Source organism: Chloroflexaceae bacterium, from assembly GCA_025057155.1.
Classification (GTDB): Bacteria; Chloroflexota; Chloroflexia; order Chloroflexales; family Chloroflexaceae; genus JACAEO01.
On record JANWYD010000002.1, the window covers coordinates 24,902 to 37,849 of the forward strand.

The 12,948-nt window shown below is 65.3% G+C and carries 9 protein-coding genes and 1 pseudogene; 5 read left to right on the top strand and 5 right to left on the bottom strand.

Features of this window, described 5'->3' with window-relative positions; translation table 11 throughout:
- The first annotated feature begins 329 nt into the window (after positions 1 to 329).
- Both NZU74_01465 and NZU74_01470 read left to right on the top strand, forming a co-directional pair.
- Positions 330 to 1,448: a mechanosensitive ion channel family protein gene (locus NZU74_01465; GenBank protein ID MCS6879978.1), complete on the top strand. Its 1,119-nt coding sequence runs from the start codon at positions 330 to 332 to the stop codon at positions 1,446 to 1,448.
- A 216-nt stretch (positions 1,449 to 1,664) separates the two neighbouring features.
- Positions 1,665 to 3,713 carry an NHL repeat-containing protein gene (locus NZU74_01470; GenBank protein MCS6879979.1) on the top strand — a complete coding sequence of 683 codons (2,049 nt, stop codon included), beginning with the start codon at positions 1,665 to 1,667 and terminating at the stop codon, positions 3,711 to 3,713.
- Positions 3,714 to 3,899: 186 nt separating this feature from the next.
- On the opposite strand, the gene NZU74_01475 is transcribed toward NZU74_01470, so the two are convergent.
- Positions 3,900 to 4,805, bottom strand: coding sequence for an ABC transporter permease (locus tag NZU74_01475; GenBank protein MCS6879980.1), 906 nt, complete (start codon positions 4,803 to 4,805; stop codon positions 3,900 to 3,902).
- A gap of 87 nt (positions 4,806 to 4,892) precedes the next feature.
- Positions 4,893 to 5,051: pseudogene (locus tag NZU74_01480) on the bottom strand (Uma2 family endonuclease).
- Positions 5,052 to 5,471: 420 nt separating this feature from the next.
- Here NZU74_01480 and NZU74_01485 point away from each other — a divergent pair.
- Both NZU74_01485 and NZU74_01490 read left to right on the top strand, forming a co-directional pair.
- Entirely contained in the window at positions 5,472 to 6,623 is a 1,152-nt protein-coding gene (locus tag NZU74_01485) for a DNA methyltransferase (protein ID MCS6879981.1), read from the top strand.
- Positions 6,624 to 6,739: 116 nt separating this feature from the next.
- Positions 6,740 to 7,072, top strand: coding sequence for a hypothetical protein (locus NZU74_01490; GenBank protein MCS6879982.1), 333 nt, complete (start codon positions 6,740 to 6,742; stop codon positions 7,070 to 7,072).
- A gap of 151 nt (positions 7,073 to 7,223) precedes the next feature.
- Here the strand turns inward: NZU74_01490 and trpE are convergent, their stop codons facing one another.
- From trpE to NZU74_01505, 3 genes are read right to left on the bottom strand one after another with little or no spacing between them, the layout of a single operon-like run.
- Positions 7,224 to 8,744 carry an anthranilate synthase component I gene (trpE, locus tag NZU74_01495; protein ID MCS6879983.1) on the bottom strand — a complete coding sequence of 507 codons (1,521 nt, stop codon included), beginning with the start codon at positions 8,742 to 8,744 and terminating at the stop codon, positions 7,224 to 7,226.
- Positions 8,745 to 8,772: 28 nt separating this feature from the next.
- Positions 8,773 to 9,786 carry a tryptophan--tRNA ligase gene (trpS, locus tag NZU74_01500; protein ID MCS6879984.1) on the bottom strand — a complete coding sequence of 338 codons (1,014 nt, stop codon included), beginning with the start codon at positions 9,784 to 9,786 and terminating at the stop codon, positions 8,773 to 8,775.
- Between the two features lie 20 nt (positions 9,787 to 9,806).
- Positions 9,807 to 10,643, bottom strand: coding sequence for a PAS domain-containing protein (locus NZU74_01505; protein MCS6879985.1), 837 nt, complete (start codon positions 10,641 to 10,643; stop codon positions 9,807 to 9,809).
- 340 nt (positions 10,644 to 10,983) lie between these two features.
- Between NZU74_01505 and NZU74_01510 the strand changes: the two genes are divergently transcribed.
- Positions 10,984 to 12,936 (top strand): hypothetical protein, encoded by a 1,953-nt coding sequence (locus NZU74_01510; GenBank protein MCS6879986.1) that lies wholly within the window; start codon positions 10,984 to 10,986, stop codon positions 12,934 to 12,936.
- The last annotated feature ends 12 nt before the right edge of the window (positions 12,937 to 12,948 follow it).

Genomic DNA, 12,948 nt, shown 5'->3' on the forward strand with positions numbered 1-12,948 from the left:
TTCCCCGGCGCCAGGCGCCTTTGCCACAACCAGACCTCCCATCAGACGGCCAGGGGAAACCAGGTTTCCCCTGGCCTCTCCAACTGTCCGGGTTCACGCCGGGTCCCCCACGCGGCTATGCCGCGCACTAACCAGGCAACCGCGTCTTCCTGAAGGGCCGTCGCCCTCCTGGACCCTCCTGTGCAGGGCCTCTGTGGGTGCGCGGGTCTTAGCTGCACACCAGGGGCATGAAAAAGGTATACTTGAGAGGGCGAAGCCCTCCCAGACCCTCCCTTCCGGTAGGCAGGGCGTTGGGAAAGTCATCCCTGCCCTATGTTCAGGTTGGGTATATGCCTGATTTCCCTCTCCTCGACCGGGTGATTCTCGGCAATACGCTGTTACGCTGGCTGCTGGCGCTGCTCCTGGTGGTCCTCGTGCTGCTCGGGTTCGCCGTCGGGCGCTGGCTCTTCAGCCGGCGCCTGCGCTTTGGCCCGCCGATCACCAACGTCATTCTCGATGATATTGGCCACGCCGTGAGCCGAACCACGGCACGGCCCATCGTGTTCTTGCTGGCCCTCTACGCCGGCAGCCTGACGCTGGCGTTCGATCCACAGGTCAAAACCTTCCTCCGCGCCGGGGCGATTATCCTCCTCCTGGTGCAACTGGGCATCTGGGGCAACACGCTGATCGCCCGCTGGCTGGCGCGCTACGAAGCGCGCCAGCAGGACCCGGCCGCTGCCGGCACGGCCCGGCTGTTCGGTTTCGTCGCCCGGCTGGCGCTCTACGTGCTGCTCTTTTTGCTCATCCTCGATAACATCCCCGGCGTTGAGGTAACCGCCCTGCTGGCCAGCGTTGGCATCGGCGGTATCGCCATTGCTCTGGCGGTGCAGAACATCCTTGGCGACCTCTTCGCCTCGCTCTCCATCGCGCTTGACAAGCCGTTCGTCGTGGGCGACTTCATCAGCGTAGGGAGCGAAATGGGCACGGTCGAAGAGATCGGCCTGAAGACGACCCGCGTGCGCAGCATTTCGGGCGAGCAGTTGATCTTCTCGAATGCCGACTTGCTGGGGAGCCGCATTCGTAACTTCGGACGGATGCAGGAACGGCGGGTGGTTTTTTCGATCGGGGTATCGTATGAGACTGGCATTGAAACCTTGCGAACAATCCCCGATATTATCCGTGCGATTATCGAGGCCCAGGAGCAGGTGCGTTTCGACCGTGCCCATCTGGCCAGAATTGACGAGTATGACCTGGTGTATGAGGTCGTGTACTTCGTGCTTTCTCCAGACTATAAAATATATATGGATGTGCACCAGGCTATCAACCTGGCGCTGATCGAGCGTTTCCGCGCCGAGGAGATTGATATTATCTACCCGACCCAGCAGGTTTACCTGTACGATCAGACGCCAGGCCGGAACGATCGCTCTGCGGGAGGCAGGGCCCAGGCGGGGAGCGAACGCGACAGCTAGGACGATTTTGGATTTCGGATTTCGGATTTTGGATTTTGGCCGGCGCCGGGATGTGGGGGGCGTTGTGTTGAGGTCCGAACGGGTTGCCTGGAACGGTATGCACGTACTGGCGCGAAGCTGTGCGGTAATTGTCACTTTCGAGGCCGGTCGCCGTTGCGTCACAGCGGGTGACGCAGGCGGGAAGCCTCAATTCGAGGTGCGTGTCCAATGCTGAGGATGTACCGTTCTTTGTTGCTGCGGGCCGGGTGCGCTGGCCTGATCGTTGCGTTGCTCGCGGCCTGCGCCACCGGGTTGCCCGCCGCTCCCGCGCCGTCGCCGTCGCCGGTCGCCACTGTCCCGCCGCCCTCGCCCACGCCGATACGTCTCGACGCGACCCTGCGGCTGGAGGAGGCCGGGGTTGAGTTGCGTTACCCCGATGGATGGGCGACCCGAGTGGTGTCGTCAACGGCGACTCTGGCCCCCAGCGCGGCCACGCTGGCCGGCGTGACGCCCGGCGACGAACTGCTGGTAACGGTTGACGCCACGCCCCTGGAGGTGCTGGTAACGCGCTTCGGGCCGGGGGCGGTGACAAATCCGGAGAGTTTCTTTGAGGTGAGCAGCAGTGCCGCCCAGGAAGCCGGCTATCTCCTCAGCGCCACCAGCGCCATCAGCGTGGACGGCTATCCCGGCCTGTCCGCAGACCTGACCGCGGCCAGGGGGGCGGGGCGGCTTACCGTGCTGATTGGCCCCAACACGGCGGTGCGCATGCTGGGGCAGGCCGCGCCGGAGGCCTGGGCCGCCGACGGTGCGGAGTTGTATGCTGCGATCCTCGCCAGTGTGCGCTTCTTCCCGCCGACGACCTCCACGCCCGTAACGGTACAGCAGGCTGAACAGCCGCCGATCCTTACCGCCGGGCCAGCAGGGTTCGTGTTGCGCCTCGGCGGCGGCAGCGGCCCCCCCCGCGGGCGCTTCGTCTCGGCGCGAGGGCTGGCCACCGCCCCTGATGGCACGCTTTACCTGGCCGAGAGCAGCCGTGGCGTCTGGGTCTTCGCTCCCGATGGCGCGCTCGTGGGAACCTTTGGCGGCGAGGAGTTGCTCGACGCCTACGATGTGGCGCGCGCCCCCGATGGTGATCTGTTCGTGGCCGACTACGGACGTAACGCCATTGCCCGGTTCCGTGCCGACGGCACATTTGTGGGGCGCTGGGGCGGTCCTGGCAATGCCCCGGAGCAGTTCGGCTTCTCGTCGCCCCAGCGCATCGCTCTGGGGCCTGATGGCAGCGTCTACGCGCTCGATACTCGTCCCGGCCCCGAGAGCGGGCGGGTGGTGAGCAGCGTGGCGCGTTTCGACCCCGCGGGGAGCCTGCGCGAGCGCATCGAGCTGCCGGCCGATCTCGCCCCCGCCGACCTGGCGGTGGATGGCGCGGGCTATATCTACCTGGCCGATAGCTTCAGCGGCGTGGTGGTCAAGCTCGATCCGCGCGGCGCGGAAGTGGCCCGCTTTGGCGACCCTGCCGCCCGCGAGAGTTTTGCCAGCGGCGCGATTGACCTGGACGAGCAGGGCAACATCTACGTCGCCACTTACGCGGCGGGAGTGCTCAAACTTGCCCCGTCGGGCGTGGTCATCGCGCGGGGCGGGAGAGTGGTCGCGCCGGGCAAGATCCCCGCGCCCGGCGAATTCAGCCTGCCCAACGGCATCGCTGTCGGACCGGGAGGGGTGGTCTGGGTCAGCGACAACAGCGGCGAGTACAGCGCCGTCACTGCCCTGCGCCTCACGGTTGACGAGGCCGCTGTAGCCACCGCGCTGGCCCAGCCGGCTTCAGGTACGCCGGGTGTGGCGCTGCCCAGCGCAAGCCTGCTGCGCCAGTGGGCTGGCGAGGCCAGAGCCAGCAGCTTCTACGCCCCCGATTACGACCCCGCCGGGGTCATCGGCCCGCCTGACGTGGAGGGGTGCCAGGACAGTCCTGACGCCTGGGCCGCCGCTGCGCCGGATACGCTGGAGACCCTCGAGGTGCGCTTTGACACCCCGGTGTTCGCCGTGGGTCTCAACGTCTACCAGAGTTACCATCCCGGCTTCATCAGCAAGATCGAGTTGCTTGATGAGCGCGGCGAGGCCAGGACCGTGTACAGCGCCACGCCGGCCCCGGCGGAGGAGTGCCCCGGTGTGCTCAGCGTCACCTTCGCGCAAACCCTGACGCGCATCGTGGGCGCCCGCCTGACGGTGGACCAGCGAGCCGGGGCCACCTGGGCCGAGATTGACGCCGTGGAGTTGCTCGGAGTGCCGTAATTTTAGATTTTGGATTTTGGATTTTGGCACGGATAGGTCGTGCTTCTGCTGAGATATAAGGTGGGGAAACCTGGTTTCCCCCTACTCCCGCCGATGGAGCGCAATCCTCCGGGTTGCGCGCGGGGTTAGAGAGGGTCCTGGCTCTCCCAGAACGTAACCGGATGAATCTGGTTGTCCGATCACGCTCTATCCCTGCCGGACGGCTTTGCGGCGGGGCGCGGCGTACTCCGTCGGCTTAAGCAACCGTATGCAGAGGAACAGACAGACAAGCGTGAGGATCGCTGAGAGCGCAACGTAGACCATCCAGGGCGATGGCACGATGACCTCGCCCGTTCGCGTAGGGATGTCGAAGAAGAAGGGATTTTCGCCGCTGGCGAGCGAGGCCGCGGTGATGCCGAGGGCAATAAAGGGGTGAGTGGACAGGAACAGGCCCATCACATAAACATACCACGGTTCAAACGGGCCACTGAAGGCATCGGTGAGTGTGGAAATGATGACGTACAAAAACGGCACCCCCAGCAACAGAGCGATCACGATGCCCTGCGCCAGCACCGTGGCCGATAGGGTCGAACGCATCAGCCCCGATGCGAGTAAGCCGATGGTAGCGTAACATACGGCGGTGACCAGAACGCCGATGATGCCAATGATCAACTCTGCGCCGCTGACGCCGCCGAAGAGGAAGGACAGGCCCGCCAGCGGCAGGGCGGCGATGATCAGGAGCAGGGCGAAGGCCAGCGCCGCGACCAGTTTGCCCACGATGATCTGCCAGGGCGAGAGCAGCGAGATGAGCAGCAGATCGTAGGTCTGGCGCTCCTTCTCGCCGGAAATCGCCCCGGCGGTGAGCGCGGGGCTGATCAAGCAGACCTGCACCAGCGTTGCCCCCATGACGGTGAGGAAGATGCCTTTGCCGATGCCCCGACCGGCCTCGGGGTCGTTGATGCCGCGCTCGAACGTGCTGGCCGCCGCGGCATAGACCAGCAGAGTGACAATCGCGGTGATGGCGAGGTAGGCGACGAGAATAATCATCGCGCGCTGGCCGCGGATGCGCCCGCGCAACTCGCGGGTCAGGACGGGGTTTGAACGGAGGCGCATAGAGGCTCCTTTGTGCGACCTTTTGCGTTACTATTTGCGGTAAGGCGCGGAGGGCGCAGCCCTCTGCACCTCCCCTCCGGCAGTGGCATCGCCGGCCACGAAGACATCGCTTCGCTCACGGAACAGGGCCTCCAGGTTCCCCTGAATGGTGACAATTGCCCGAAACTGCTTCGTGTCGTCGGCCACTGGCATACCGTCGCTGTCGGGGTAGACGATCGGCGCGGTGGTCGCCGGCGTGCTGGGCATCATCCACACTCCTGGGATTATCTCTACTTTATCAATTCGCGCTAGCGTCACCTCAAGCGGGGTTTGGGGGCCGCAGGCTCCCAAAGATCTTCCCTTCCTGGTGCGGCGCAGTAAAGCCGCGCGGTGCCAGGAAGAGGAAAGCGTGGAGGAGTATAGCCCCTCCGAACCTCCTCGCAACGGAAACGGTGGCAGGCGACCAGGTAGAGTTATGACAAACACTTGTTGGATAGTATAACCTATGTGAAAACGCAGCGCCGATGCAAGGTCCGTCTCCAGCGGAGGGTTGGGGCGGCTACGCCGGTGGTTGCGGCGTCGCCGCAGGACTCCGGGTTTGACGGGGATCGGCCAGGCGCATACAATTGGCGAACGCGGCAGTTCAGCAGCAAAGGTCCGCTCTCTCCGGTTCACTTTACCACGACTATGCCCCGCAAGGCTTCCCACAACCAGCCTGAGAGTTCGCATCTCCCTCTCAATACGATCATTCAGGGCGACTGCGTCGAGGTGTTGAAGACCTTTCCCGACCGGTCGGTTGATCTGATCTTCGCTGATCCACCCTACAACTTGCAGCTTCGGCAGGAACTGCTGCGCCCGAACCAGACGGTGGTTGACGGGGTTGATGACGCGTGGGACCAGTTTGCCGACTTCGCCGAATATGACGCCTTTACGCGCGCCTGGCTCGGCGAATGCCGCCGCGTGCTGAAGGACGACGGGACGATCTGGGTGATCGGTTCGTACCACAATATCTTCCGCGTCGGGGCCATTCTGATGGATCTGGGATACTGGATTCTCAACGATGTCATCTGGCACAAAACCAACCCCATGCCCAATTTTCGCGGCACGCGCTTCCAGAATGCCACTGAGACCCTCATCTGGGCCAAAAAATCGGCCGAGCAGAAGAAGTACACCTTCAATTACCACGCCATGAAGCATCTGAATGATGAAAAGCAGATGCAGAACGTCTGGCGCATTCCCCTGTGCACCGGCCCGGAGCGGGTGAAGCTCAACGGCAAGAAGGCCCATTCCACCCAGAAACCTGAAGCGTTGCTGTACCGGGTGATCCTGGCCTCCAGCAATCCCGGCGATGTGGTGCTGGACCCGTTCTTCGGTGCCGGCACCACCGGCGCGGTGGCCCGCAAACTCGGTCGCAACTTCATCGGCATTGAACTCGAACCAGCCTACGTTGAGATTGCCCGGCGCAGGCTGGCGAGTCTGGCGATGCCCCTCTTCGGCGAGGCCGAACTGATCACCCGGTCCAGGCGCACCGCGCCGCGGGTCAGTTTCGGGCAACTGGTCGAGGCGCAGTACCTCGCGGTGGGCCAGCCGGTCTTCTCCAGGGATCGCCGGGTGGTGGCGACGGTCAAGGCCGACGGGCATCTGTTGTGGGGCGACGCCTCCGGCTCGATCCACCAGATCGCCGCCCTGGCGCAGAATAAGCCGGCCTTCAACGGCTGGGAGTTCTGGTACTGCGAGGATGAGTCAGGCAACCTGGTGAGCATTGATGCGCTGCGCGAGCGGTACCGGATGGAGCATGACCCGGAACAGGTCGAACAACCAGACATAGTGAGCGCCTGATGCTCCTTCACGGCGAGGAACGAGGGTTTCTGGGAGGGCGCAGCCCTCCCAGACCCTCCCTTCCGGCAGGAGCATGGGGAAATCTGGTTTCCCCATTTTCACATCAGGATAAACCTATGAACAACCCCCGTCTCTGGCCCTGGTTGATCGGCGCGGCGACGCTGGCGGCGCTGCTGGGCGCGGCGGGCCTGAGCGTCGTGCTGGCGTGGGAGTTGCGCGCCGGGCTGGAGCAGGGGGTCCCCTTTCGCGCCGCGCTATGCATGGGTTGCACCATGATCGGCGCCCTGGGCGGCGCGGTCGGGCTGCTGGTGGTGCTCACGCGCCGCTTTATTGACGGGCGCGGGCCGCAGCGGGTGGTCCTGGTCAGCGGCCTGGCCCTGTTGATGGGCCTGGCGCCCCTGGTGATAATTATGGTGGTCTATTTGCTGGTCAGCGGGCGCGGGCCATAGAAGATATGGGGAAACCCGGTTTCCCTACACCCCTGCGGGAGATAGGGTTTTCCTGGGAGGGCGTTACCCTCCCCGACCCTCCCCGGCGGCAATAGGGAAACCCGGTCCCCCCCGCGGGCAGGGGGATGGGGAAACCTGGTTTCCCCCAAGCTCACACCAGTTCCTCAGCCATATCAATGGCCCGCAGCAGCGCCGCGGCCTTGTTGCAACTCTCCTGGTACTCGGCCTCGGGGTCGCTGTCGGCCACGACGCCGCCGCCGGCCTGCATGTAGGCGACGCCGTTCTGGATGACCAGGGTGCGCAGGGCGATGCAGGTATCGAGGTCGCCGTTGAAGCCGACGTGGCCCACGCAGCCGGCATAGACGCCGCGGCGCGCGCCTTCGAGTTCGGCGATGATCTCCATGGCGCGGATCTTGGGCGCCCCGCTCACCGTGCCCGCCGGGAAGCAGGCCCGCAACGCGTCGAGGGCGGTCATATCGCTCCGCAGGCGCCCGGTGACGTGGCTCACCAGGTGCATCACGTGGCTGTACTTCTCGACGATCATGAAGGTGGGTACGCGCACCGTGCCCGGCTCGCTCACCCGCCCGAGGTCGTTGCGCCCCAGGTCCACCAGCATCAGATGCTCGGCGCGCTCCTTCTCGTCGTTCAGCAACTCCTCGGCCAGGGCGGCGTCTTCGGCCATGTCGCGCCCGCGGCGGCGCGTGCCGGCGATGGGATGGGTCTGCACCTCGCCCTCCTGCACGCGCACCAGCAGTTCGGGCGAGGCGCCCACCAGGTCGCCCTCGCCGGTGCGCAGCAGAAACATGTATGGCGAGGGATTGATCGTGCGCAGGGCGCGGTAGATCGTTATCGGGTCGGCGCTGGTGGGGCGGGTAAAGCGTTGCGAGGGCACCACCTGGAAGATGTCGCCAGCAAGGATGTACTCCTTGGCCCGCAGCACATTGGCGTGGTACTGCTCGCGGGTGACGTTGGAGACGGGCGCGGGCCGCGGGCGGGGCGGCTCCACCGGCGAATGCGGCTCGTAGTTGCGCGGCTCCAGTTCGCGGGCCCCCAGGCGGGCGGCGGGCGGCACGGGCTGCCGCAGGCGGGCCGCCAGGGCCTCGATGCGCGCCGTGGCGCGGCGGTACTCCGCCTCCAGGTCCTCCGCGTCCAGATGCACGTGCGAGAGCACCTTGAGCTTGTGGCGCAGGTGGTCGAAAATCAGCAGCGTGTCCACGAACATCCAGAAGCCCTCGGGCATCTGGTAATCGCAGGGCTCGGGCACGGGCAGCCGCTCGAAGTAGCTTGCCGTCTCGTAGCTCAGGTAACCCACCGCCCCGCCGACGAAGCGCGGCAGGTCGGGCAGGCGCACGGGCCGGTAGGCGCTGAGGTAACTGCCCAGCACCACCAGAGGGTCGTTGTAGGTGAGCGTCTGCTTGTAGCCGCCCTGGAGGGCCTGGGCCACGCCCCGGTCGAGGCGCAGGGTCAGATAGGGATCGCTGCCGATGAAGGAGTAGCGGGCAATGTGCTGCCCGCCCTCCACGCTCTCCAGCAGGAAGCTATGGGCGCCCTGGGCGACCTTCAGGTAGGCCGAGACGGGCGTCTCCAGGTCGGCCAGGATTTCGCGGTAGATCGGGCAGAGGTTGCCCTGGCCGCGCAGGGCGCGCACCTCTTCCAGTGTCGGGGTGTACATAGGTATGGCTTTCCAGCGTCACGCGCCATCAACGGAAGTATGTCAGACCCATAGCCTCCTCGACCATCTGAATGGTCTCGCGAGCCACGGCGCGGGTCCGTTCGTTGCCGGCGGCGATGATCTCGTCCACCAGGCGCGGTTTGGCCTCGTAGCGCGCACGGCGCTCGCGGATAGGGGCCAGGAAGTTCTCCAGGGCCAGAAAGAGCTTGCGTTTCACCTCCACATCACCCACGCGGCCCTGGCGGTAACGCTCCTTCAGGTCGTTGACCTCCTCAACATCGGGGTTGAAGGCGTCGTGATAGGCGAACACCGGGTTGCCTTCCACTCGTCCGGGGATGTCGGCGCGGATGCGATTGGGGTCGGTGTACATCCCGCGCACCTTCTGCTCGACGGTCTTCGTGTCGTCGGAGAGGAAGATCGCGTTGCCGGCGCTCTTGCTCATCTTGCCCTGGCCGTCGGTGCCGGGGAGGGTGCCCACCTCGGGCACCAGGGCCTCCGGCTCGGGGAAGACCTCGCCGTAGAGGTAGTTGAAGCGGCGGGCGATCTCGCGGGTGATCTCCACGTGAGCCTCGTTATCCTTGCCTACCGGCACCAGGTGCGCCCGCGGCATGAGGATGTCGCCGGCCTGCAACACCGGGTAGCCCAGCAGGCCGAAGGGCAGTTGCTCCTCGTCAATGTTGGCGTTGCGAGCCATGTCCTTGATGCTCGGCAGGCGCGCCAGGCGCGGCACCGTCACCAGCATCTCGAAGATCAGGTTGAGCTGGTAGATCTCCTTCACTGCCGATTGCACGTAAAATGTAACCTTATCTGGATCTATTCCCACCGCAAGATGATCCAGCACCAGATCACGGATATTCTGGGGGATCTCGGCAATATCCGCGCGGGTGGGCCTGGTGGTCAGAACGTGCAGATCAGCGATGATAAAGAAGCACTCGTAGGTGTCCTGCAGGGCCACCCGGTTCTGCAACGAGCCGACGTAGTGGCCCAGGTGCAGCTTGCCGGTAGGCCGATCTCCGGTCAGAATGCGTTTTTTCGTGGTCATTGAGCGTTTGTTCCTCCCTGTTACGCTTTCAGTTGCAGTGCGAGGGCGATGCCGTCCTGCAAGGTCGCCCGGGTTTCAATCGAACGCAGATCGGCGCCCAGCCCCACCAGGGTCTGCGCGATCTCCGCGCTGATGCCGGTCAGGATAACGCGCGCGCCGAGCAGGCGCACGGCGCGGGTCGCCTGGATGAGCATATGCGCCACCATAGTGTCAACGGTCGTAACGCCGGTAATGTCCATAATGACGATGCGGGCATTACGCGCGGCGACGCCTTCGAGCAGCGTCTCCATGATCTGTCCGGCCCGACGGGCATCAATCGCGCCGATCAGCGGCAGCGCCACGGCTTCATCGCTGATGGGCACGAGCGGCGTGCTCAACTCACGCAGCGCCCGCTCCTGAGCCGCGATGACATCAGCCTGCATCTGCAGTCGCTCAGCTTCGAGTTGTTTGATGGCGCTAATATTTTGCATCATGCCGATCATCCGCGCGGCCTTGCCGTCAGGACCGGGCAGGAAGGCGCCACGGTCAAGGATCCAGACGTATGTTCCGTCTTTGTGCCGGAAGCGGTATTCAACATCGTACTGGCCCACCTGCGCTTCCGCCTCGCCCAGCAACTCCATGGCCCTGGCGCGATCGTCGGGGTGGATGGCTTCTTCCCACTGGGCGATCCCGCCGTTCAATTCGGCCACGCTCATCCCGCAGACCTCTTCGGTCTCGCCGCTCCAGACAATTCCGCCAGTCGCCACGTCGTAGTCATAAATCATCAGCCTGAGCGCCCGCACCAACAAGTCGTAGCGCTGGCGCAGCCGGGTCAGTTCATCCGGCGCATCCCAGGAACCATTGCCGCTCGGTAGCACAGCCTCTCCTCCCTCATGCACCGAAAGCTAATGGATGGGTTTGACGAAAGAGCGACGCCTCTATGGAGGGACGACTGATGAAGATTCAGAACATAAACGGGTATTCGCCCGGCAGCCCGGCGGCTGAAGCCGCAGGCTTCCGATGCGAAGCCCGCCTGCGCGGGCTATGCCGGATTTAATTCTTAGTCTTCATTAGTCGTTGCCCTTGCACGGCCCCTGTCCGGCAGGGTCATCCTTGCAGGACGTTCCGCAACCACTCGCGTCCCTCCAACGGCGCCTATGGTATACTTGCCGCGCATCACGCATCAATGTTCTTGCCTGTGTCTGGAAAGGATGTGTTGTGCCGCGCCCGCGCCGTACCCTTCTGCCAGTCCTGCTGGTGGTGTTGCTGACCCTGGGATTCCCCCTTGTCCCCGTCCGCGCCCAGCGTGGCGCCTCGTTCGCCAGCGCCCGGCCCGTGGTCGAGCCGCTCATGCCGGTAGTGGTCAATGTAAATGTTCAGGACTACAGCGGCCCCGCGACGCTGCTGGTCTTCGACGCCCGCGGCCGCTTCGCCGGCAGCTTCGCCGTCACGCTGGCCGGCGGCTTCGGGGCGGTCGAGGTAATCCCGCGCGGCGCCCTCGGCGCCCACTGGGGGGCGCTGTTCCTGCCCTCGGGCGCGCAGGTGGCCGCGGGGCCCCTCTACCGCCTCGACGCGACCACCACGGTGCGCACGGGCGTGGCCGCGTTCGATACGCTCTACGACCGGGTGCGCGGCTTCATGGCCGCCAAGCGGCTGAGCTACCAGCTTGATGGCCGGACGGTCACCGGCTACCGTTCGCCGGACAGTCCGCTGCTCTGGCTGCGCGACCACTATTATCAAAACCGCGCCTTCCGCTATTTTGAGACGGAGTTGACCAGCCTGATTGAGGCCAATGCCCGCGCCCAGGCCCCCGATGGCAGCCTGCCGGATTTTGTCGCCCGCCCGGAGTGGAACATCCCCGCCCTGCGCACACCGGTCGAAGCTGACGTGGAGTACCTCTACGTCCAGTTGATCTACGAGACCTGGAAGACGACCGGTGACACCGCCTGGATGCTGCGCATGCTGCCCTCGGCGCAGAAGGCTATCCACTACACCCTTACCTCGCCCCTGCGCTGGGAGCCAACCCTGGGCCTGGTCAAGCGTCCCTTCACGATTGACACCTGGGACTTCGAGTACGGGCCTGCGACCCGCGATCCGACCACCGGCCAGCCGGCGCCGCGCCACTGGATTGACGAGCAGACCCGCTGGGGCATTTTCCACGGCGACAACACTGGCCTGGCGGAGGCCCTGCGCTCGCTGGCGTCCATGGAGGAGCAAGCGGGCCAGCGCGAACTGGCGGCGCAGCGGCGCGTCCTCGCCAACGACATCATGGTGCGCCTGAACCGCTTGAGCTGGAACGGCTCGTTCTACACCCATCACGTCAAACTCGTTCCCTTCGATGTGCCCGGGGTGGACGAAGAGCGGCAACTGAGCCTCTCCAACGCCATCGCCCTCAATCGCGGCGTGCTGACGGCGGAGCAGGGGCGCGCCATTCTGGCCGAGTACCGGCGGCGGCTGAATGACCCGGAGCGCACCGCCTTCGCCGAGTGGTACAGTATTGACCCGCCCTTCCCCGCCGGCGCCTTTAGTCTCGCCGGGCGCCTGGGGGAGCGCCCCGGCGAGTATGTCAACGGCGGCGTGATGCCCCTGGTCGGCGGCGAACTGGCGCGGGGCGCCTTCCGTTTCGGTTATGAGTCCTACGGCTTCGATATTCTCTACCGCTACCACGAGTTGATCAGCCGCACCGGTTCGACCTACCTCTGGTACTACCCCACTGGCGGGGTGGCCCCGGCGCAAGAGTTCCTGCCCACCGATGGATGGGGGTCGAGCGCGATGCTCGGCGCCTTGCTGGAGGGCGCCGCCGGGCTGAATGACGAGGGGATCGCCTACAACGCCGCCACCATCAGTCCGCGCTGGCTGGCCGCCCCCCGTGACGCGATTACCAGCGCCTACGCCTCGGCGCGCTACGCCGCTTCCGATGGCTATGCGGCCTACCGCTGGACCTACGAGCCGGCTGGCGGCGCCGCCGAGGGCCGCGTCACCCTGGAAGCCACTGGCTCGGGCGAGACGCTGCGGGCGCGCATGCTGCTGCCGCCCCTGGTCCGCGAGGCACGCGCCGTAACCCTCAATGGCCAGCCCGCGCCCCCGCGCCTGGAGACCATCGGCCCGAGCCGCTACGTGGTGGTAGAAGCTCCGGGACCGATTGTGAACGTACAGGTAACCTTCCGCTAACGGGAGGTTCCG